This window comes from Salipiger sp. H15, from assembly GCF_040409955.1.
Lineage (GTDB): Bacteria > Pseudomonadota > Alphaproteobacteria > Rhodobacterales > Rhodobacteraceae > Salipiger.
Window position 1 is genome coordinate 187,358 of the sequence record NZ_CP123385.1, and the last position, 21,361, is coordinate 208,718.

Sequence of the window (21,361 nt, forward strand, 5' to 3'; positions counted from 1 at the left end):
CTCAGCGCTCCTGCGCCGCGCGCATCTCGGCGGCGATGCGGAACACCGTCTCCTCGCGCCCGTCGGACAGGGTGATGCTGCCCGTCTCGGTGGCCGAGAACTGGTCGTCGAGCCGCTCGACCACCTCGCGGTTGCCGCAGATGGTCATCGGCTCGGCCTTGTAGCGCAGCTGGCTGGCGGTGATCACCGCCGGGCCGAAGACGTCGTAGATGTACTTCTGCACGCCGACGACCGAGCCCACCACCGCGCCCGAGGCGATGCCGACCCGGCAGCGCCACTGGATCGGGTGGCTGGTGTTGCGCTGGTTGAGATAGCGCATGAATCGGATCGCGGCATTGGCCGCCGCCTGCGCATGGTCCTCGGTGGGATCTGGCAGGCCCGCGACGCCGATGTAGAGATCGCCCACCGCGCGGATCCGCGCGCAGCCGAACTGCTCGCCGATGCGGTCGAAGGCGGTGTAGATGTCGTTGAGCTCCGAGACGATCACCGCGGGCTCGTGCGCGCTGACCATCTCGGAAAAGCCGATGAAGTCGATGCAGACCACCGAGACCGGGTCGTAGAGCCGGGGGGTGACGATGCCGAAGGTCTTGTATTCCTCGTAGACCGAGCGCGGCATCATGTTGAGCAGCAGCTTCTCGACCTGCTCCTTCTCGCGCTTGATCTCGCGGGTGTTGCGCTCGACCATCATGGAATAGCTGTCGATCATCGACTCCAGCTCCTTGATGCGCGAGATGTTCTGGCACACCAGCACCGCGATCGGCTCGTCCTCGTCGAGCGCCCGGTTGAAATCCATCGCCACGGTCATCGTGCGGCGGCGCAGGCGGAAGGTGGTTTCCGTGGTGTAGCGCCCCTCGGACGCGAGCGCGGCACGCAGCGCCTCGGTGTCGAAGTCCCGGAACTGGTCGAGCAGCTTCGAGCCCACCTCGATCTCGCCGAACCAGCCGCGGAACGTGTCGTTGCAGAAGCGCAGGCGCAGGCTCTGCAGGTCCAGAAGCGCAACCCCGACCCCGATCGCCCTCAGCAGCTGCTCGTTGATCGCGGCGATGGTCATGGCGCTACTCCGTCACCAGCCTGCGCCGCGCCTCGAAGGCGGCTAGGATCGCCTCCTGGTCCTCGGGCGAGACGCCGTGATCGGCGAGCGTCGCGCGCAGGAGGGACTGGAGCTTGTCGAAATGCAGCTGATGGATCTCGAGATGCGCGTGCATCTTGCGGATCTGCTCGTCGGTGTAGGAGGCCGGGCCGCCCATCAGCGACGAAACGAACTTGGTCTGGTGATCGACGATGCGCGCCATGTCGATCTCGTCGAAGAACGGGCCGACATCGTCGTCGTCGAGCAGCCGGTCATATAGGTCGAGGACGATCTTGCTGACGACGGAGAAGCCGCCGTACTTGTCGAAAAGGGATTTCTCCATCGCCACCTCCCCCGGGGCACGGCGCCCCTCGGCACAAAAATTCGTTGTCTGGTAATCTGATGCAAACATGCGGGATCTTGCACCTCTGTGGCAAGGATTTCGTCCGGCGGCGGATCCCCAGCCTTTGCGCTTGCCGTTTCAGGCGCGTGTCGCTTTGGGGGCGCGCGTGTTTCGATTGTTTCAGCGCGGGCGCGAGGCGCCGATACCGTGGATACATTTCGACCCCCCGCGCGACATCGGGTTGAAACCGCGGCGGGCGAAGGTGGCGCATCCCCCCTTGATGAAGGACACCCCGGATGAAGGCCCTGAACGAACTCCACGATGCCCTGCAACAGCGCCGCGCCGAGCGCCGCCTCCGCCGCGCCCTGCGCAGCCTGCCCGGCGGCAGCGACGCAGAGATCGAGGCGGAGATGCGCCGCATCTACCGGCGGCTGAGCGGCTGCTGATCCCGACCCCGAAGCGACGAAGGGCCCGCCACCATGGCGGGCCCTTCCGCTTTCCGACTGCCTTCCGCCGAAAGGGCGCGCGCCCGGCGGACCGGGCGCGGCGCGTGTCTCAGGCCAGTTCGAGGGCCGCCTCGCGCTCCCCGGCGATCCAGCCCTGGTTCGCCTTCATCGCGCGGTTGAGTTGCTTGTGCAGCCCGGCGAGCTCGTCCATCGACCACTCGAAGCTGGCGATCCGGTTCGAAAGCTCGAAGATCGGGGCCGAGAGCCGGTCGCGCCGCGCCTCGTAGCCGCCGAGCGTGCCCTCGATCACAGCCTCGGCCAGCAGCGCGGAGTCGCGGAAGGCGTCGGTGATGCCATGCGCGGTGATCGGATCGCGGAACCAGCTGGCATCGCCGACCAGCGCCCAGCCCGGCCCGGCGCAGCGGCGCATGTAACCCGGCAGGCCGGCGAAGATCACCCGCGCTTCCGAGGGTTCAGATCCTTCCATCTCCTCGGCCATGCGCGGCATGTGACGCGCGGCCAGCTCCTGCACCGACGCGCTGCGCAGCTCCGCCGCGGCGCCCTGCGGCAGGGCGACGAAGACGCAGCTGCCGCCACCGTTGGTCGGGATGATCCCGCCCGCCGCGCCGGGCGCGAAATGCCAGCGGAAGCCGGTGTTGGGCAGGCCCGAGACGTACTGATAGGCGCAGGTGACCGTGTGCCGCGCTTGCCGCGTCACCTCGGCCCCGACGAGCCGCGCGACGCGCGAGCGCTTGCCGTCGGCGCCGATGACCAGCCCGGCCGAGACCTCGCGCTCGGTCCCGTCCGGCAGCGAAAGCCGCGCGCCGCGCACCCGGCCACCGCCGTGGACCAGCCCGGTGCAGCTCGTCCTGAAGCGGACATCCGCACCGGCCGCGGCGGCGGCCTCGGCGAGCATCCGGTCGAGCAGGAAGCGGCGCGGGGCCATCAGCGCCTCGACGCCATGCTCGGGGCGGATCGCGATGTCGATCGCCTCGTCGCCGTAGATGAAGCCGGTGCGGCGCACCTGCGGCGTGCCGGCGGCGCGCAGCGGCGCGGCCAGCCCCCAGCGCTCGAGCAGCATGACCGCGCCGCGCATCAGCGCGTGGGTGGACATGGTATCGCTGCCAGGGGCGGCGCTGTCGATCAGCAGCACCTTCGCGCCCTGCCGGGCAAGTTGCAGCGCCGTGGCGGCACCGGCGCAGCGGGCGCCCACGATGATCGCGTCGTAAGTCTCGATGGTCATGGGAAAACTCCTTCTGTCAGGCGGCAAGGGAAAGGCCCCGGCGCAGGCCGGCGGCGATGAGCGAGGCGAGGTCTTCGGCATCGCGCCCGACCCCGTGGATGAAGGCCGAGGCGCGGTGGCGCAGGAACGGCAGGCCGATGGCGTAGAGACCGGGCACGGCGGTGAGCCCGCCCTGCGTCTCGATCTCTCCGGCGGCGTTCAGCACCGGCAACTGCAGCCAGGGATAGGCGCGGCGGAAGCCGGTGGCCCAGACGATGGTCTCGATACCCTGCCCCACGAGATCGAGCCGTTCGGGCCCGCTGCGCGGCAGGTCGGGCGCGTGCCAGGCGTCGGGGTCGGCGGGCAAGGTGCTGCGCGTCTCGGCAAGGTGGGTCTCGAGATGGGTGAGGATCTTGCGCCGCCGCCGCTCGCCCGCGTCGATCTCTGCCCCAAGCCCCGGATCGAGGCGCAGCACGCCGCGCTCGACCCCGAGCGCCCGGCCGACCAGCCGCACGCCCATGGCCCGCAGCCGGTCGAGCCCCAGCGCCCCGCCGCCGTTCGAGCCGGTGAGCTGCAGCGAGGGCAGCGCCATCAGCTGCGCCGGACCGGCATCGGCGGGACGCGGCGCATCGAGGAAGCCGCTCCGCGACAGCAGCTCGAAGATCTCGCGCCCGCGGTAGTGGCGCGGCGTGCGGACATGGCGCCCGACGGCGAGCGTGACCTCCCGGCCCGAGGCGCGGATCTCGGCGGCAAGCTGCACGCCGGTGGCCGAGGCCCCGACGACCAGCACACCTCCCTCGGGCAGGTCCGCGGCGCCGCGGTAGCGCGTCGGCACGACCTGGGTGATCCGCTCCGGCAGTGCGGCGGCCCAGCCCGGCACCGCGGGCAGATCACAGGCGCCGGTGGCGATGACCACCGCGCGGGCGAACCACTGCCGCCCGCCCGCGACGACGCGGAAGCGGCCGTTCTCGTGTTCGACGGACTGCACTGCGCAGCCGGTCACCACCGGCGCGGCGATGGCGCTGGCGTAACCTTCCAGCCGCGCCGCGAAACCGGCGGCGGACATGAAGCCCTCGGGGTCGCTCTCGGACCACGGCCCCGGCAGGCGGTTCATCCAGTTCGGCGTCAGGAGGTGCAGGCCGGGCCAGCGCTCGGTGGTCCAGCGCGCGCCGACCTGCCCCCGTTCGAGCAGGACGTGGTCGATGCCGCGGCGCGACAGCGACCAGCTGAGCGCGAGCCCGGCCTGGCCGGCTCCGAGGATGATGACGCTGGTTGCAGTGCTCATGGGTCTTCTCCGTTGCGGGTTTCCGGCAGACTGCCGGGCCGGGGTTTCGCGGATGCATCGCGGAAGCGGCTTTCGCGTTTCGACTGTTTCAGCCGCCCGCCCGGTGGCCCCCGGCAACGCAGACGGCCCGCAGCGCAAAGGCGGCGGGCCGTCCGGGAGGAGCGGAGGAAGGGAGGAAGCGCCGGGTCAGGCGGCCATCGGCAGGGAGGCGGGTTTCACCTCCGCTGCCGGGGTTTCGGCGAGCAGGCAGGAGCGGTCCCACCAGGCGCGGAAGTCGGCGAAGGTGTCGCGCATCGCGACGCGATCGAAGCCGGAGCCGTAGCTGGGCCGGGCGGCGGGGGCGGAGAAACGGGGCATGGGTCTGTCCTTTCGGCAAAAGGGGTGTGGGGGGATTGGGGGGATTGGCCCGCGCCCCGGTCGGCGCGGGCGGTGCGTGTCGGAGGGATCAGGCGGCCATCTCGACCGAGACCGGCACGCCGTTGCTGAGCACGTCGAAGACGGCGGAGCGGGCGACCGACTGTTCGACGATCTCGCGCAGCTTCTCCTGCGGGGCGTCGCCGCGGATCTTCACCGCCATGCGGATGCCGGCGAAGCCGTTGCGCACGGTCTTGTCGAGGCCGAGGATGCCGTTGAGGTTGATGTCGCCCTCGACCGCGGTCTCGACCGCGTGCAGCTTGACCTGGCGGATCGAGGCGATGTTGCCGATCCCGGCGGTGATGCAGGCGGCGAGGCCCGCCAGCAGCAGCTCGACCGGGGTCACCCCGTTGTCGGCGCCGCAGAGCACCTGCGGGTGGTCACATTCGACGGCGTAGTCGCGGCGGTGCTGCATCTCCTGCATGGCGCCGTGGAAGCCGGTGAAGGCGGTGCGGCTGTGCGTGCCCGAAAGCCATTCGCCATTGGCGCGGAAGGTGAACTTGGCGATGTCGGGGGTGTCGCCGACCACGCCGAGCGTGGCGAGGAAGGTCGGGACGTCGACGCCGTTCATGGCGGTCTTGGCGGGCTTGTCGAGGGTCTGGGTGGTCATCTGAAACTCCTGTCCATTCTGTGCTGTTGAAGCTCGTCGGGCGCTGTGCCCTTCCGATGGAGAGAAGTTCTGACGCCCGCGCGTTTCAGGCCGATTGCGCGTGCTGTTTCATTCGTTTCATGCGCGGGACCGGTGCCGCAGGGGCGGCGGCGGCGCAGGTCTTCCCGACCGCGCCCCGGCGCGCTAGACCTCCTCCCGAGACGATCCGAACAGGGAAGGACGACCCCATGAAGGGCTACTGGCTGGTGCTCGGCACCAATGTGACCGACGTCGAGGCGCAGGCGGAATACGGGCGGCTCTGGGCCCCCGTCGCCGCGAAATACGGGGCGCGGGTGCTGCGCGGCGACGACGCGCCGAAGATGCTCGAGGCCGGGGACAAGTCGCGGATCCTGCTGGTGGAGTTCGAGAGCCTCGCCGTCGCGCAGGCCTGCTACGACGATCCCGACTACCAGGCCGCCCGCGCCTTCGCGATGAAGGCGGCCCGGCGCGAGCTGGTGATCTTCGCGGCCGAGCTCGGCTGAACCGCTCCCGGCGAGCCTTGCGCGCGGGTCCCGGCAACGGGGCCCGCGCTTTTGTTTGCGCCCCGTGCCATCGGGCTTGACGCGCCTTGGGTGAAGCGTTCATTCATATGTGAGTAATCCCTTCACGGAAGAATGAGCGCAAGATGACCGCGATCCCCCCGACGACCACATCCCGCAGCCCGGCGGCGACCCTGCCCGAGCGCCCGCTCGAGGGGCTGCTGGTGGTCGATCTCAGCCAGTTCCTGTCCGGCCCCTACTGCTCGCTGCGGCTGGCCGACCTCGGCGCGCGGGTGATCAAGATCGAGCGCGCGGGGGCCGGCGACCTGTCGCGGCAGCTGTACCTCTCGGACACCGAGATCGGCGGCGACTCGACGATCTTCCACGCCATCAACCGCGGCAAGGAGAGCCTCGCGCTCGACCTCAAGGACGAGCGCGATCTGGCGGCGCTGAAGAGCCTCGTGGCGCAGGCCGACGTGATGATCCAGAACTTCCGCCCCGGCGTCGCGGCGCGCATCGGCGTCGGCTGGGAGGAGATGCACGCGCTCAACCCCCGGCTCGTCTACGGCTCGATCTCGGGTTACGGCGACGACGGCCCCTGGGTGAAGTTCCCCGGGCAGGACCTGCTGGCGCAGGCGCGCTCGGGGCTGATGTGGCTGACCGGCGACGCGGCGCAGGGGCCGGTGCCGATGGGGCTCGCGGTGGGCGACATGTTCGCCGGCGTCGCGCTGTCGCAGGGCATCCTCGCGGCGCTGGTGAGGCGCGGCATCGACGGCATCGGGCGGCACATCGAGACGAGCCTGCTCGAGGCGCTGGTCGACCTTCAGTTCGAGGTGCTGACCACCTGGCTCAACGACGGCCGCCGCCTGCCCACCCGCTCGCAGACCAACGGCGCCCATGCCTATCTCGGCGCGCCCTACGGCGTCTACGCGGCCAAGGACGGGCATTTGGCGCTGGCAATGACGCCGCTCGACAAGCTGGCCGCGCTGATGGACCTGCCGGATCTGGCGGGACGCCCCGCCAGCGACGCCTTCAGCGCCCGCGACGCGATCAAGGCGCGGCTCGCCGGGCGCGTGGCCGAGAAGACCGTCGCCGAGTGGCTCGCCATCCTGCAGCCCGCCGACATCTGGTGCTCGGACGTGCTGAACTGGTCGGACCTGATGGAGGCCGAGGCCTTCAGGCGGCTTGACCTCTTGCAGACCGTGACCCGCGACGACGGCGTCAGCATCGACACCACCCGCGCGCCGCTGACCATCGACGGCCGCCGCCCGGCGGGCCGCCGCGCCGCGCCGCGCGTCGGCGAGCACTCGGCCGCGATCCGCAAGGAGTTCGGACTATGATCTCCCTCAAGGGCATGACCTGGGACCACCCGCGCGGTTACGACCCGCTCGCCGCGCTCTCGCGCGAGTGGCAGGCGCGGCACGGTGTGGCGATCAGCTGGGACCGCCGCTCGCTGCAGGATTTCGAGAGCTTCCCGGTGCTCGAGCTGGCCAAGGCCTACGACCTTGTCATCATCGACCACCCGCATGTCGGGCAGATCACCGGCGAGGCCTGCCTGCTGCCGCTGCCGGATGCGCCGGAGATCGCCGGCGGATCGCTCGGACGCTCCTACGAGAGCTATACCTGGGAAGGCAGCCAGTGGGCCTGGCCGGTGGATGCCGCCGCGCAGGTGCAGGCGGTGCGGCCGGACCTCACCGCGCCGGTGACGGGTTGGGACGGCGTGATGCGCCTTGCCGCCGAGGGGCGCGTGATGATCCCGCTGCGCCCGCCGCACGTGCTGATGAGCTTCTACACGCTTTCCGCCAACCTCGGGCACCCGTGCAGGGTGGGAGCAGACGAGGCCTTCGTCGACCGCGCGGGCGGGATGCGTGCGCTGGAGCTGCTGCAGGCGCTGGCGGAGAAGGTCGACCCGGCCTGCTTCGGCATGGACCCGATCGCCGTGCTGGGCGAGATGGCGTCCGGGAACCGCATCGCCTGCGCGCCGCTCATCTACGGCTACATCAGCTATTCCCTGCCGGACGCCGCGCCGCACCGCGTGACCTTCCACGACATCCCCGAGGCCGCGCCCGGCGCGGGCCCGCGCGGCAGCGCGCTCGGCGGGACGGGGCTTGCCGTCTCGGCCTTCTGCCAGCACCCCGAGGAGGCGATCGCCTTTGCCCGCCACGCGGCGGGACCGGAGGCGCAGGCCGGGCTCTGGGCCTCGGCCGGCGGACAGGCGGGGCACCGCGATGCGTGGACCTCGCCGATCTGCGACGCGGGCGCCGGAGGCTTCTACTCGGGCACGCTGGCGACGCTCGACCGGGCGTGGATGCGGCCGCGACACGACGGCTACATGCCCTTCCAGGAGGACGCCTCGGAACGGATCAACGCCGCGCTGAAGGACGGGAAGTTCGAGGCCGCCATGGACGACCTCGACAGGATGTTCGCGGCTACCTTCTGAGACCGTCCGACACCTTCCGGGGTCTCAGAGCTTCCAGATGCGCGCCGCGTTCCCGGCATAGAGCCCGGCGCGTTCCTCGGCGCTCCACCCGGCAAAGATCGCGCGGGTGGCGGCAACCCACGTGGAAAGCCCGCCGCCCAGCGTGTTGACCGGCCAGTCGCCGCCCCAGCAGATGCGCCCGGGGCCGAAGGTCTCGGCGGTGTAGCTCACCCAGCGGCTCAGCTCGTCCAGCGTCCAGCCGGCGCCGCCATAGGCGACGACGCCCGAGATCTTGGCGCAGACGTTGGGGCGCTTGGCGAGTTCCGCGAGGTCCCGCGCCCAGTCGTCCCACTGCCCGCCCGCGATGTCCGGCACGCCGCAATGGTCGAGCACGAAGCGCGTGTTGGGGGCCGAGTCGATGAGCTCGATCGCCAGCGGCAGCTGCCGGGCGAGCATGCAGATGTCAAAGGGCAGGTCCGGGCCCGAGAGCAGGCGGATGTTCTGCCGGAAGAGGTCGCTTTGCGAGACGCCATCGGGCACCACGTGCAGCACGCGGCGGAAGCCGACGACCATCTGCCGCGCGGCCGAGCGTTCGAGGAAGGCGGGAAACTCCGGGTCCTCGGGGCGGCAGGCGGCAATCGCGCCGAGGATGGGGAAGCTGCCGCTCGCGGCCAGCTCCTCGATCCAGCCGGTCTCGTCCTCGATCCGCGCGTCGGCGACGTCGACCTCCATGTGGATCGCCCCGCCGATGCCGACCCGGCGCGCCTCGGTAGCGTAGCTCTCCAGCGACCAGTCCCGGTCCAGCGCGGGCGCGCCGGACAGCCACGGGTAGTCGAGCCGCGTGCGGTCGACGAGATGCAGGTGGCTGTCCAGAATCGCAGGCTCTTGCATGTGCTCCTCCCTGAGCAAATCATTCACCCAAGAATGGATCATTCAGATGCGAATGTCTCCCCCTCCGCACCATATCCGGCAAAGCGCGACAGGGCGGCGGTCGTCTCGACCAGCGCCGCGCAGGCCTCTTCGGGGCTGGGGGCGGATTCGCTGTCGACCAGCGGCAGGTAGGGGATGGTGACGGCGGCGATGGCCTCGCCGCTCGGCGCCAGCACCGGGGCCGAGAGGTTGGTGACGCCGACGGTCTGCGCCGAGGGCTTCACCTCGTAGCCGCGCGCGCGGACCATCTCGAACCGCGCCTCGAGCTCGGCCGGGATGACGCGCGCCGGGGCGCCGGTGTCGCTGTTCTCGGCCACCATGGCAAGGCGCCGCTCAGGGCTGGAGAAGGCCAGCAGCACGTTGCCCGAGCCGGTGTCGAAGAGGTTGATGTGGCTGCCGACGCGGATCGAGATGCCCCAGTAGCCGGGCGCCTCCTGCTGGGCGATGACCACGGCGCTGCCCCGGTCGAAGACCACCAGCTGGTTTGCCTGCCGGGTGCGCGCCGCGAGGTCGCGCAGCAGCGGCGTCGCCAGCGAGGCCAGCCGCCGGGTCGGCGCGTGGAACTGCGCCATGCCGAACATCTTCAGCGTCAGCGCGTAGCGGTCGCCGTCGATGCGCGCGACATAGCCGCGCCGGGCGAGTCGCTCGAGCATGCGGTAGAACTCGTTGGGAGAGCGGCCGAGCGCCTTGGCGATCTCGGCCTGGGTGAGCCCGCCCTCGATCCCGGCCAGCAGTTCGAGGATGTCGAGCCCCTTGTCGAGGGCGGGCGCCCGGTAGCGGTCAGAAGTGTCGGTCATGCTGCCCTCTGTGAATTTCATCATTCATATAAGAATACACTCTGCGCATCCAGCGGAATTCCTTGACAGGTGCCGCGTCAACGTCTTTGTATATGAATAGATTATCCATAAGTGAGGGGATAGCCCTCACGGATCTTCAGGGAGGAGACCCATGAAACTTATGACGACCGCTTCGGCGGCGGTGCTCGCCTTGGCCACCGCCGCATCGGCGCAGGACCTGCCCGGCAAGTTCGAGGGCGTGACCATCCAGGCCAAGCTCATCGGCGGGCAGCAGTACGAGCCGCTCTACGCGCGCATCGCCGAATGGGAGGCCGCAACCGGCGCCAAGGTCGAGGTGATCTCGAAGAAGAACCACTTCGAGCTCGACCGCGAGATCAAGTCCGACATCGCGACCGGCCAACTCAGCTGGTGCGTCGGCTCGAACCACTCGTCCTTCGCGCCGCAGTACCCGGGCATCTACGTCGACCTGCACCAGTACCTGCCGGACGAGGCGCTGGCCGATTTCGTGCCGGGCAACATCCAGTCGGCGACGCTTGACGGCAAGCTGGTGATGCTGCCGCGCGCGCAGTTCGACGTCTCGGCGCTCTACTACCAGAAGGACATCTACGAGAAGGCCGACGCCGCCGCCTTCGAGAAGGAATACGGCTACCCGCTGGCCGTGCCCGAGACCTGGGCGCAGGTCGCCGACCAGGCCAAGTTCTTCGCCGACGCGCCGAACTTCTACGGCACGCAATACGCCGGCAAGGAAGAGGCCATCGCCGGCCGCTTCTACGAGATCCTCGTGGCCAACGGCGGGCAGTTCCTCGACGGCGACGGCCGCCCGGCCTTCAACTCCGAGGCCGGCGTCGAGGCGCTGAACTGGTTCGTCGATCTCTACCAGGCCAAGGCCGTGCCGGCGGGCGTGCCGAACTATCTCTGGGACGACCTCGGTCAGGGCTTCGCCTCGGGCACCGTGGCGCTGAACCTCGACTGGCCGGGCTGGGCCGGCTTCTTCAACGACCCCTCCGCCTCCAAGGTCGCGGGCAACGTCGGCGTCGCGCCGCCGCCGAAGGGCTCCGCGGGCATCCGCTCGGGCTGGTCGGGCTTCCACGGCTTCTCGGTCACCGAGGACTGCGCCAACCCGGAGGCCGCCGCCTCGCTGGTCTGGTTCCTGACCAACGAGGACAGCCAGATCCTCGAGAGCTCGGCCGGCCCGCTGCCCTCGCGCCAGTCGGTGTGGGAGCACGTGATCACCGCCGCGGAGGGTGACGCCTACCGCACCGAGGTGCTGAAGGCCTTCCAGACCGCCGCCGAGACCGCCTTCCCGGTGCCGCAGACGCCGAGCTGGATCGAGATCACCAACGTGCTCTACCCGGAACTGCAGGCCGCCATCCTTGGCGACAAGTCCGCGCAGGAGGCTCTCGACACGGCCGCCGACGAGGCGACCGCCATCCTCGAGGACGCCGGCGAGCTCTGACCCGCGCCCTCCGACGGGCCGCGTTCGCGCGGCCCGTCTCCCCTGATTGGAGAAGACGATGAAGGCCCTGCGCCTCCCCCCTCACGTCCTGCTGCTGCTGCCCGCGGTGATCGTGCTTGCCGCCGTGGTGGTGGTGCCGCTGCTGCTGTCGCTGTGGTCGAGCTTCACCCCCTTCCGCCTGACCAAGCCCGAGACGGTCTACCAGTTCACCGGCATCCGCAATTACCAGCGCATCTTCACCGACCTCGACTTCTGGATCGCCTTCGGCCGCACCGTGGTGCTGCTCACCGTGGCGCTGAACCTCGAGATGCTGATCGGGCTCGGCCTTGCGCTGCTGGTCGACCGGCAGACCCGCGGCCAGCGGCTGCTGCGCACCCTCCTGATGTTCCCGATGATGTTCTCCCCCATCCTCGTCGGCTTCCAGTTCAAGTTCATGTTCAACGACAATGTCGGGCTCGTGAACAACGCCCTGCAGTCGCTGGGGCTCACCGACAAGGCGATCCCCTGGCTGATCGACGGCAAGCTTGCCTTCCTCGCCATCGCCGCCGCCGAGATCTGGTCCTCGACCGCCGTCTTCGCGATCTTCATCCTTGCCGGGCTCATGGCCATGCCGCGCGAGCCGCAGGAGGCCGCGCGGGTCGACGGCTGCACGCCGTGGCAGACCTTCCGCTATGTCACCTGGCCCTTCCTGATGCCCTTCGCCTTCATCGCGATGACCATCCGCAGCCTCGACGTGGCGCGGGCCTATGACATCATCAAGATCATGACCGACGGCGGCCCGGCGGGCCGGACCGAGGTGCTCTGGACGTTGATCGCGCGCACCGCCTATTCGGACGCGCGCATGGGGATGGCCAATGCCATGGCCTATGTCGCGATCCTGCTCTCGGTCGCCTTCACCGCCTATTTCTTCTCAAAGCTCGGCAAGGCCCGGGCGCAGGTCGCGGGGGACTGGTGATGGACGCGAATGCCTCCGCACGGCTGAAGAAGCGCGGCTCCGCCTGGGCGCTGAACGTCGCGCTCTTCCTCGCGATGCTGATCATCTGCCTGCCCGGGCTCTGGATCGTGCTCAACTCGCTGCGGCCCACGGTCGAGATCATGGCCAAGCCGCCGGTCTGGATCCCGCGCGAGCTGTCCTTCGACGCCTATGTCGACATGTTCTCGGGCGTGGGACAGGGCGGCATCCCGGTGATCGAGTATTTCCGCAACTCGGTGATCATCGCGGTGACCTCGACGGTCATCTCTCTGGCGATCGGCATGTCCGGCGGCTACGCCTTCGCGCGCTATCGCTTCAAGGGCAAGTCGGCGTGGTTCCTCGGGCTCATGCTGACCCGCACGGTGCCCGGCATCGCGCTGTCGCTGCCGCTGTTCTTCCTCTACGCCAAGACCGGGCTCATCGACACCCACGCGGGCATGATCATCGCCTATACCGCGCTCAACGTGCCCTTCACCATCTGGCTGATCGACGGCTTCTTCCGGCAGGTCCCGCGCGATCTGGCCGAGGCCGCCCAGATCGACGGCTGCACCCGCTGGCAGGCCTTCTGGCAGGTCGAGTTCCCGCTCGCCCGCCCCGGCATCGCCAGCGCCGGGATCTTCGCCTTCCTCACCTCGTGGAACGAGTTCGCGCTGGCGAGCCAGCTGACCCGCTCCACCGCCAGCAAGACCCTTCCGGTGGGTCTGCTCGATTACACCGCCGAGTTCACCATCGACTGGCGCGGCATGTGCGCGCTGGCCGTGGTGATGATCATCCCGGCGCTTCTTCTGACTTACGCGGTGCAGAAGCACCTCGTCTCGGGCCTGACCTCGGGCGCGATCAAGGGATAAGACATGGCCACGCTCACCCTCTCCACTCTCGACAAGAAATACGGCGGCTTCCACGCGGTGAAGGGGATCGACCTCGACGTCGCCGACGGCGAGTTCGTCGCCCTCGTGGGCCCCTCCGGCTGCGGCAAGTCCACCACGCTGCGGATGATCGCCGGGCTCGAGGACATCTCGGGCGGCGAGCTGCGCATCGGCGACCGGGTGGTCAACGACCTGCCGCCGCGCGACCGCAACATCTCGATGGTGTTCCAGTCCTATGCGCTCTACCCGCACATGACCGTGGCCGAGAACATGGGCTTCTCGCTCAAGATCGCCGGGCGCGACGCCGGGACGATCGACACGGCCGTCAAGGAAGCCGCGCGCATCCTCGACATCGAGCCGCTGCTGGAGCGCCGCCCGGCGCAGCTGTCGGGCGGGCAGCGCCAGCGCGTCGCCATGGGCCGCGCCATCGTGCGCGACCCGGACGTCTTCCTCTTCGACGAGCCGCTCTCGAACCTCGACGCCAAGCTGCGCGGCCAGATGCGCACCGAGATCAAGCAGCTGCACGCGCGGCTGGGGTCCACGGTGGTCTACGTCACCCATGACCAGATCGAGGCGATGACCCTCGCCGACCGCATCGTCATCATGAAGGACGGGCGGATCGAGCAGGTCGGCACCCCCGACGAGGTGTTCAACCGCCCCGCCTCGCGCTTCGTCGCGAGCTTCATCGGCTCGCCGCCGATGAACATGGCCGAGGCGGTGGTCACGAACGGCGCGCTGCGGCTCGCGGATGGCACCACGGTGCCCGTCCCGCCCGCCTTCGCCGTTGCAGAAGGGCGGCGCGTCGTGCTCGGGCTGCGCCCCGACGACATCTACCCCGAAGGCCACGGCATCCACAGCGAGAGCGGCCACGCGGTGGAAAGCCGCGAGCTGCCGGTGATGCTGTCGGAACCCTTGGGCAACGAGACGCTGCTCTTCACCGAGTTTGGCGGGCAGAGCTGGACGGCGCGGATGCTGAACCCGCGGGCCGTGAAGCGCGGCGAGGTGCTGCGCTTCCACCTCGATCTCTCGCGCCCGCATCTCTTCGACGCCGAGACCGGCCTCACCCTGCGCGGCTGAGGGGGGATCATGGAGACGCTGAAACAGGACTGGACCCCGCCGACCACCCGCCGACCCATCGTCATCTTCGGCGCGGGCTCGATCGTGCGCGACGCGCACCTGCCCGCATGGGCGGCGGGCGGCTACGAGGTGGCCGGGATCACCGACCCCGACCACGCCAAGGCCGCGGCGCTGGCCGCCGAACACGGCACGCGGGCGCTGACCGCGGCCGAGGCGCTGGCGGTGCCGGATGCGGTCTTCGACCTCGCCACCCCGCCCGACGCCCATGCCGGGATCCTCGAGCGGCTGCCCGAGGGCGCACCGGTGCTGATCCAGAAGCCGATGGGCAGCACGCTGGAAGGCGCGGGCGAGATCCTGCGGATCTGTCGCGAGCGCAAGCTGCTCGCCGCGATGAACTTCCAGCTGCGCTTCGCCCCCATGGCCGTCGCGCTGAAGGATGCCATCGACCGGGGCCTGCTGGGACAGGTGGTCGATATCGAGATGCACGGGGTGCTCGCCACGCCATGGGGCCTCTGGACCTTTCTCGAGGGGCTGCCGCGGATCGAGATCGCCATGCATTCGATCCACTACCTCGACCTCATCCGCCACCTCGTCGGCGACCCCAAGGGCGTCTCGGCCCGCACGCTCGGCCACCCGAGCCACGCGGTCGCCCAGACCCGCACCGCCGCGATCCTCGACTATGGCCCCGACCTGCGCTGCCTGCTCTCGGTCAACCACGACTGGGACTTCGGCCGCCCGCACCAGGCCTGCGAGCTGCGCGTCGCGGGCACCAAGGGCGCGGCCTTCATGAAGCTCGGCGTGAACCTCGACTACCCCAAGGGCGAGCCCGACGTGCTCGAGATCAACGACGGTTCTGGCTGGCGCGCCGTACCGCTCACCGGCTCGTGGTTCACCGAGAGCTTCACCGCCCGCATGCACAACCTGCAGCGCGCCGCTGCGGGCGAGGAGGCGTTGATCGCCCCCGTCTCGGACGGCTGGCGCACCATGGCGCTGGTCGAGGCCTGCTATGCCGCCTCCGCCGCGCCGCTGACCCCCATTCAGGAGACCCCGTGATGGAACGCCCCCGCTACCTTGAAGAGATCGAGATCGGCGAAGTCCGCGAGACCTACGGCCGCACGATCACCGAGACCGATTTCGTCGTCCATGCCGGGCACACCGGCGATTTCTTCCCGCACCACATGGACGCCGAGTTCATGGCGAAATCCGAATTCGGCGGCCGCATCGCGCATGGCACGATGATCTTCGCCATCGGCGTCGGGCTCACCGCGACCGAGATCAACCCGCTGGCCTTCTCCTACGGCTACGACCGGCTGCGCTTCGTGAAGCCGGTGTTCATAGGCGACACCATCCGCACCCGCGTCACCGCCGCGCGCAAGGAGGACGATCCCAAGCGCCCGCAGTCCGGCAAGCTCTTCGAGACGGTGCAGGTGCTCAACCAGCGTGACGAGGTCGTGCTGGCGTGCGAGCATATCTACGTGGTGCAGAAACGGGAGGTCGCCGCGGCATGACCCGGATCACCGGACTTCGGACCTGGGACCTGCGCTTTCCCTCGGAGGGCGGGCTCGACGGGTCGGACGCGATGAACCCCGATCCGGTCTACTCGGCCGCCTACGTGACGCTCGAGACGGACGGCGCGCATGAGGGCCACGGGCTGACCTTCACCATCGGGCGCGGCAACGAGCTCTGCGTCGCCGCGATCGAGGCGCTGAAGGGACAGGTGATCGGCCGCGACACCGACGACATCCGCGCCAACCCCGGCCGGTTCTGGCGCGAGATCACCGGCGACAGCCAGCTGCGCTGGGTGGGGCCGGAAAAGGGCGTCATCCACCTTGCCACCGGCGCGCTGGTCAACGCGGTCTGGGACCTCATGGCGCGCGAGGCCGGGCTGCCGGTCTGGCGCTTCGTCGCCGAGATGAGCCCCGAGGAGCTCGCCCGCATCCCCGACTACCGCTACATGAGCGATTTCCTCGACCGGGGTCAGGCGCTGGAGCTGCTGCAGGAGGCCGCGCGCGGCAAGCCCGCCCGCATCGCCACGCTGCTCGATGAGGGCTACCCCTGCTACACCACCTCTGCGGGCTGGCTCGGCTATCCCGACGACAAGCTGCGGCGGCTCTGCCGCGAGGCCGGGGCGCAGGGCTTCACCCATGTCAAGATGAAGGTGGGGCGCGACCTCGAGGACGACATCCGCCGCCTGACCATCTTCCGCGAGGAGCTGGGCCCCGAGGTCACGCTGATGATCGACGCCAACCAGGTCTGGGAGGTGGGCCGGGCCATCGACTGGGTGAAGCGCCTGGCCTTTGCGAGGCCCTGGTTCATCGAGGAGCCGACGAGCCCCGACGACATCCTCGGCCACAAGGCGATCCGCGAGGCCATCGCCCCGGTCAGGGTCGCGACCGGCGAGATGTGCCAGAACCGGGTGATGTTCAAGCAGTTCATCGCCGCGGGCGCGATCGACGTGGTGCAGATCGACGCCTGCCGGCTCGGCGGGCTCAACGAGGTCTTCGCGGTGCAGCTGATGGCCGCCAAGGCCGGGCTGCCGGTCTGGCCGCACGCGGGCGGCGTCGGGCTCTGCGAATACGTGCAGCACCTGAGCATGATCGACTACGTCGCCGTCTGCGGCGAGAAGGACGACCGCCGCACCGAGTACGTCGATCACCTGCACGAGCATTTCACCGCTCCCTGCGTGGTGCGCGGCGGCGCCTACATGGCCCCCTCCGCCCCGGGCTTCTCGATCGAGATCAAGGAGGCCACGCGCCGGGACTTCGCGCTGTCCTGACCCCGGATCAGAACTGGTAGGCGGCCTGCACCCAGAGCCGCGTCTTGTCCTGCGGCGTGCTGCCGCCGGGTTTGTCGAGGATGTGCGACAGGGCGATCTCGCCGAGGAAGTTGCCCTGCAGCGTCCGCACGCCCCAGCTGGCGCTCGACCAGCTGTCCTCCTCTCCGGCGAAGAGCGGGTTGCCCATGTTGCGCAGCCTGCCGCCGTCGAGCCCGACGAAGCCCTGCGTGCGGCGCAGCACGCCGGTGCTCATGTCCGGGGGCTGGAAGTCATGGGCGAGTTCGACCCGCCCGCCGAAGCAGCGGTCGGCCAGCACGTAGCTGCGGTCGAAGCCGCGCGAGTAGCCGTTGGTACCGTAGCCGCAGCGCTGCGAGACCGGCAGGCTGTCGCCGGTGACCTGCCCGATCACCCCGGCGTTGACGTATGTCGCGGCCTCGAGCGGGATCGAGACCTCGGCGCTGAACGACACGCGCAGGAAATCCGGCGTCACCCCGCGCGCGCTCGGCAGCGGGTTTTCCGCAAGCGAGGCCCCGAGGCCCGAAAGCCCCTTGGTCACCGCCAGCGCCAGCCTGCGCCGGAAGCCGAAGAGCTTTCCCGTCTCGTGCGTCAGCCCGAGCCGGATCAGCCGCAGGTCCTCGTCGGTCACGTCGAAGCCCAGCACCTCGTCGGTGCGCTGCTTCGCCGCCAGCTCGACCGAGCCGGTGAGCCTGTCCTCGCCCAGCTGCCAGACATGGCGCAGGCCCACCGCCAGCGTCTTGTGCACCCCCTTCACCTCGAGCGGCATCAGCCGCTCGGTGCCGAGCCGGTAATCGCCGTAGTCGTAGTTGAGGTAGGCCGTCGTTCCCTCGGCAAGGCCGAGCCGGTAGCCGAATCCGGAGGCGCGCAGCTCGGGCCCGCCGTCGACGTCGGGCCCGCCCAGCACGCCCAGCAGGTCCAGCTGGCTGCCATGCTCCGTCCCGAAGGGCAGCGACAGCCCCAGCGAGCCCACGTAGCGGCCGATCGGCTCCGAGCCGGTGGAGGAGAGCGTGGCCACGGCGGTGAGTTCCTCGACCTTGCGGATCTGCGATGTCGAGCCGCGATCGACCCCGGTGACCGGGTCCACCACGAAATCCGCGAAGAATGCCTGTGCATGCAACCCGCTTGCCGACGACATCAGCGCCATGCAGAGGAAGACAGATCGCAATAGGGTCCAAGGCACAAAACAATTCGGCATGCGCCTCAATATACCAATAAATCGGGATGGAATATCAATTTCTGCCCATCCATATCGAGTTTTGGTCTTACCGGTGATTTCGGTGGAAGGGTGCCAAGGCAAAAAACCTGTGTTACCCTCTGGGCCATCACGAATGAGCATTTGACCACCGGCGGAGCTGCCAAGGAATTATTTTCTGAATCAAGGAGTTCTGCCATCACACATGCCGAGCAATTCACCCCGCTCACCTTTGCCGAAGATTTCAGCATGGCGCAGACCGGTGACGGGCGGACCCTGCGATTCACCCGTTCCGAAGCGCGCACCCTCGCGCTTCTCACCCGGTCCCCGGACCGGATCGCCACCCGAGAAATGCTGCTCGACGCGCTCACCGAAATCGGATCGGACCGCGGCGAGCGAAACATTGATTTCGTCATAAACCGGCTGCGCCGGAAACTGTCCGACGATGCGCGCAATCCGCGCTATATCGCCACGCGCTACGGCGAGGGCTATCTCTGGGTCGGCGGACCACCGGCGATGCGGCGCGATCCGGCCGGGGCGGACCTGCTGGTCGGCCCGCTGAACGGGCTCGATCTGCTCGGCCCGCTGCGCCCGCGCGCCGAGCAGTTCGCGCGGCGCCTGCGCGACGTGGTCAAGGAAGACATGCCGGCGGGGCAGAACGTCATCCTGATGCCCGACGCCCAGCCCCGCGCCGGCACCGCGGGCAACGGGCCGAGCAAGATGATCGAACTCACCTTCTTTGCCGAGGCCGGAGCGGTGAACTGCGTCGCGGCGGTGAAGCTCTTCGACACGGGTCGAATCCTGTCGATGAGCCGGATCACGCTCGACGAGACGCCGGACGACGGGCACGCCGATCCTGCGGCGCTGCGCGATTTCGTGCGCCGCCTGCTCAACGACGCCTGGCGCGCCAAGGCCGGGGCGACGGAATCCGACGGCCCGCTGCCCGTCGCGATGTACACCGCCGGGTTCTGGAAGATGAACACCGCCGCCTCCGCCACCGACAGCCTTGCGAAGCTGAACGCCAAGGCCGAGGCCAACGACCGCAGCTACATGCAGGAATGGCGGCAATCCGAGCGCCGCATCCTCGAGCTGCAGGAGGCCTCGCCCGATGATGCCAGCCTCAGGATCATGCACGCCGCGCACCTGCACACGAAATACATCATGCTCGGCCACAAGCTCTTTGCCGACGGCGTCGACGACCGCGCGGCGGACGAGGACCGGATCGAGGCGCTGGTGCTCTCGGCCCTGCCGCAGGTGCACGCCGAGCCCGACCTTGCGATCATGGCCGCGAAGCTCCTGCATTTCCTCGACCGGGGCTATGGCGAGCTTGCCCTCGAGATCGCCGAGGAGGCCTACGGCGCGAGCCTTTCCGTCGCCGCGTCTTTGCCGCTGATCGGCCAGCTGCGGGCCTATTCGGGCCGGATCGACGAGGCGCTTCCCTGCATCGAGCAGGCGCTGCACCTCGTGGAGCCGGGATCGAAGTCGCATCTCTACGCGCTGACCATCAAGTGCCAGATCCTCGTCGCCTCGGGCAACCGCGAGGGGCTGGGCGAGGCCAAGCGCCTGCTCTACGCCGTCTCGGTGCTTGCGCCGCTCTTCTTCGAGCCGATGTTCGGCGATCCGGACAGCCCGTCGTTGCGCGGCCGCATCGCGGCCATGGCGATGTCCCGCCGCATGGCCCTGGCCTGCCTGCTGCACACCCATTACGTCTCGGCCCGGCTCTTCTCCGAGCAGGAGCACCGCGACAACGTGATCCGCAACCAGCTTGCGCTGGTGTGCCGCCGCTTCGGACAGGACGCGGTCCCGCAGGAGATCGCCGGGAACTATCCCGGGCTGGTGGCGCATTTTGGCTAAGGCGCGGGTGCGCCGCGGGTGCCAAAACGCAAACTGCAACAATTCGTCGACAATCTCGGTGCAGCCTGACCGCGGAGCATAGGGTAGCTTCCGTCCCGCAAAGCTCCAATGGCGATCCGAAGCGCGGCCTCCTTGGTCCAGCTGCGCCTCCGGCTCATCGGTCTGCCCGGTGCGAGCGGCTTCCCGTCAGCTTGCACCCGGGCAGACCAACACACCGAAAGCGCGCCTAGTCGGGTATCGCGCCCCGCGGCCCACCGTCGAGCCGGAACACATGCGGCGCCAGCGTGCTCGGGAAGAGCCGCGTCACCAGCGGGTCGTGCCCCGGCACGATCAGCCGCCGCTCGCTGGCCAGCGCCTCGAGCCTGCCGAAGCCGTCGAGCATGTCCTGCAGGTCGACGACGATCGGGAAGGGTTTGCGGCGCAGGAAGTTCTCGTAGTAGTGCGACGCGTCCGAGGCGAGCACCATCCAGCCCGCGCCGGTGCGCACGCGCACGCATTGCAGCCCGCGCGAATGGCCGCCGATCCGGTGCACGGTGACGCCCTCGGCGATCTCGGCGTCGCCGTCGTGGAACACCACCTGCCCCGAGAAGAGCCGCTTCACCGCCTCGCAGACATGATCGCCGGTGAAGGGCATGCGCAGCGTGCCGTGGCACATGCAGGGCCCCGTCGCATAGGCCATCTCGGCGGCCTGCATGTGCAGCTTTGCATTGGGAAAGAGGTGCAGCCCCCCGGCGTGGTCGTAATGCAGGTGCGTGACGATCACGCGGGTCACGTCCTCGGCCGCAAGGCCAAGCGGCTTCAAGGCCTCGCGCGGGTCGAGCAGGATCGGCCGGTCGCGGCGCCTGCCCTCGCCCTCGTCGTAGCCGGTGTCGACGAGGATCACCTCCTCGCCCCGCCGCAGCACCCAGAGGAAATAGTCCATCGGGCTTGGCGCCGCGTGGTTGTCGTCGAAGATGAAGCTGTCGGCGCGGCTGCGCGCCGCGCGCTCCGCATAGCGCAGCGCGTAGACCTCCCACGCGCTCATCTGCCGGTCTCCGCCCGATGCCGCGCCGCGTGGCGCGGCGTGCCGCTTGCTGTCGTCATAATCCCCCGTCTC

At 69.4% G+C, this 21,361-nt stretch carries 22 protein-coding genes; 12 read left to right on the plus strand and 10 right to left on the minus strand.

The features are described from left to right. Window position 1 precedes the first annotated feature (1 nt). Both PVT71_RS15200 and PVT71_RS15205 read right to left on the minus strand, forming a co-directional pair. On the minus strand, window positions 2-1,051 hold the full coding sequence (locus PVT71_RS15200; RefSeq protein ID WP_353474910.1) for an adenylate/guanylate cyclase domain-containing protein: 1,050 nt from the start codon (window positions 1,049-1,051) through the stop codon (window positions 2-4). Window positions 1,052-1,055: 4 nt separating this feature from the next. Further along, on the minus strand, window positions 1,056-1,412 hold the full coding sequence (locus tag PVT71_RS15205; RefSeq protein WP_353474911.1) for a group 1 truncated hemoglobin: 357 nt from the start codon (window positions 1,410-1,412) through the stop codon (window positions 1,056-1,058). 296 nt (window positions 1,413-1,708) lie between these two features. Here PVT71_RS15205 and PVT71_RS15210 point away from each other — a divergent pair, with 296 nt between their 5' ends. Continuing rightward, window positions 1,709-1,858: a hypothetical protein gene (locus PVT71_RS15210; RefSeq protein WP_353474912.1), complete on the plus strand. Its 150-nt coding sequence runs from the start codon at window positions 1,709-1,711 to the stop codon at window positions 1,856-1,858. A gap of 109 nt (window positions 1,859-1,967) precedes the next feature. Here PVT71_RS15210 and PVT71_RS15215 read toward each other — a convergent pair whose 3' ends face one another. From PVT71_RS15215 to PVT71_RS15230, 4 genes are all read right to left on the minus strand, one after another. Further along, on the minus strand, window positions 1,968-3,101 hold the full coding sequence (locus PVT71_RS15215) for an NAD(P)/FAD-dependent oxidoreductase (RefSeq protein WP_353474913.1): 1,134 nt from the start codon (window positions 3,099-3,101) through the stop codon (window positions 1,968-1,970). A gap of 16 nt (window positions 3,102-3,117) precedes the next feature. Next, a complete protein-coding gene (locus PVT71_RS15220; protein ID WP_353474914.1) occupies window positions 3,118-4,365 on the minus strand; it encodes an NAD(P)/FAD-dependent oxidoreductase in 1,248 nt (415 codons plus the stop codon). Window positions 4,366-4,551: 186 nt separating this feature from the next. Continuing rightward, window positions 4,552-4,722, minus strand: a complete 171-nt coding sequence (locus PVT71_RS15225) for a hypothetical protein (protein WP_353474915.1) — start codon at window positions 4,720-4,722, stop codon at window positions 4,552-4,554. Window positions 4,723-4,810: 88 nt separating this feature from the next. Further along, window positions 4,811-5,389, minus strand: a complete 579-nt coding sequence (locus tag PVT71_RS15230) for an OsmC family protein (protein WP_353474916.1) — start codon at window positions 5,387-5,389, stop codon at window positions 4,811-4,813. A 227-nt stretch (window positions 5,390-5,616) separates the two neighbouring features. Between PVT71_RS15230 and PVT71_RS15235 the strand changes: the two genes are divergently transcribed. The 3 genes from PVT71_RS15235 (at window position 5,617) to PVT71_RS15245 (ending at window position 8,347) form a co-directional block, all read left to right on the plus strand. Continuing rightward, a complete protein-coding gene (locus tag PVT71_RS15235; RefSeq protein WP_353474917.1) occupies window positions 5,617-5,910 on the plus strand; it encodes a DUF1330 domain-containing protein in 294 nt (97 codons plus the stop codon). 143 nt (window positions 5,911-6,053) lie between these two features. Then, window positions 6,054-7,247: a CaiB/BaiF CoA-transferase family protein gene (locus PVT71_RS15240; RefSeq protein WP_353474918.1), complete on the plus strand. Its 1,194-nt coding sequence runs from the start codon at window positions 6,054-6,056 to the stop codon at window positions 7,245-7,247. Further along, window positions 7,244-8,347: an extracellular solute-binding protein gene (locus tag PVT71_RS15245; protein ID WP_353474919.1), complete on the plus strand. Its 1,104-nt coding sequence runs from the start codon at window positions 7,244-7,246 to the stop codon at window positions 8,345-8,347. The genes PVT71_RS15240 and PVT71_RS15245 overlap by 4 nt, the downstream gene beginning before the upstream one ends. Before the next feature lie 24 nt (window positions 8,348-8,371). Here the strand turns inward: PVT71_RS15245 and PVT71_RS15250 are convergent, their stop codons facing one another. Next, entirely contained in the window at window positions 8,372-9,217 is an 846-nt protein-coding gene (locus PVT71_RS15250; protein WP_353474920.1) for an amidohydrolase, read from the minus strand. A 38-nt stretch (window positions 9,218-9,255) separates the two neighbouring features. Then, entirely contained in the window at window positions 9,256-10,053 is a 798-nt protein-coding gene (locus tag PVT71_RS15255; protein WP_353474921.1) for an IclR family transcriptional regulator, read from the minus strand. 151 nt (window positions 10,054-10,204) lie between these two features. On the opposite strand from PVT71_RS15255, the gene PVT71_RS15260 reads away from it, so the two are divergent. Genes PVT71_RS15260 through PVT71_RS15290 form a run of 7 tightly spaced genes read left to right on the plus strand, consistent with a single transcriptional unit; the run spans window position 10,205 to window position 17,201 of the window. Then, a complete protein-coding gene (locus PVT71_RS15260) occupies window positions 10,205-11,509 on the plus strand; it encodes a sugar ABC transporter substrate-binding protein (RefSeq protein ID WP_353474922.1) in 1,305 nt (434 codons plus the stop codon). 58 nt (window positions 11,510-11,567) lie between these two features. Beyond that, a complete protein-coding gene (locus PVT71_RS15265) occupies window positions 11,568-12,464 on the plus strand; it encodes a sugar ABC transporter permease (RefSeq protein ID WP_353474923.1) in 897 nt (298 codons plus the stop codon). Next, the gene (locus PVT71_RS15270; RefSeq protein WP_353474924.1) at window positions 12,464-13,330 is read left to right on the plus strand and encodes a carbohydrate ABC transporter permease; all 867 of its coding nucleotides are present in this window, start codon (window positions 12,464-12,466) and stop codon (window positions 13,328-13,330) included. Before PVT71_RS15265 ends, PVT71_RS15270 begins: the two co-directional genes overlap by 1 nt. A gap of 3 nt (window positions 13,331-13,333) precedes the next feature. Further along, on the plus strand, window positions 13,334-14,425 hold the full coding sequence (ugpC, locus tag PVT71_RS15275; protein WP_353474925.1) for a sn-glycerol-3-phosphate ABC transporter ATP-binding protein UgpC: 1,092 nt from the start codon (window positions 13,334-13,336) through the stop codon (window positions 14,423-14,425). A 9-nt stretch (window positions 14,426-14,434) separates the two neighbouring features. Then, a complete protein-coding gene (locus tag PVT71_RS15280; RefSeq protein ID WP_353474926.1) occupies window positions 14,435-15,478 on the plus strand; it encodes a Gfo/Idh/MocA family oxidoreductase in 1,044 nt (347 codons plus the stop codon). After that, on the plus strand, window positions 15,478-15,933 hold the full coding sequence (locus PVT71_RS15285) for a MaoC/PaaZ C-terminal domain-containing protein (RefSeq protein WP_353474927.1): 456 nt from the start codon (window positions 15,478-15,480) through the stop codon (window positions 15,931-15,933). Before PVT71_RS15280 ends, PVT71_RS15285 begins: the two co-directional genes overlap by 1 nt. Beyond that, window positions 15,930-17,201, plus strand: coding sequence for an L-fuconate dehydratase (locus PVT71_RS15290; RefSeq protein WP_353474928.1), 1,272 nt, complete (start codon window positions 15,930-15,932; stop codon window positions 17,199-17,201). Before PVT71_RS15285 ends, PVT71_RS15290 begins: the two co-directional genes overlap by 4 nt. 7 nt (window positions 17,202-17,208) lie before the next feature. Here the strand turns inward: PVT71_RS15290 and PVT71_RS15295 are convergent, their stop codons facing one another. Continuing rightward, window positions 17,209-18,354, minus strand: a complete 1,146-nt coding sequence (locus PVT71_RS15295; protein WP_353474929.1) for a ShlB/FhaC/HecB family hemolysin secretion/activation protein — start codon at window positions 18,352-18,354, stop codon at window positions 17,209-17,211. Between the two features lie 306 nt (window positions 18,355-18,660). On the opposite strand from PVT71_RS15295, the gene PVT71_RS15300 reads away from it, so the two are divergent. Next, the gene (locus tag PVT71_RS15300; protein ID WP_353474930.1) at window positions 18,661-20,265 is read left to right on the plus strand and encodes a winged helix-turn-helix domain-containing protein; all 1,605 of its coding nucleotides are present in this window, start codon (window positions 18,661-18,663) and stop codon (window positions 20,263-20,265) included. Between the two features lie 226 nt (window positions 20,266-20,491). Here the strand turns inward: PVT71_RS15300 and PVT71_RS15305 are convergent, their stop codons facing one another. Next, a complete protein-coding gene (locus PVT71_RS15305; RefSeq protein ID WP_353474931.1) occupies window positions 20,492-21,289 on the minus strand; it encodes an N-acyl homoserine lactonase family protein in 798 nt (265 codons plus the stop codon). Window positions 21,290-21,361: the final 72 nt, after the last annotated feature.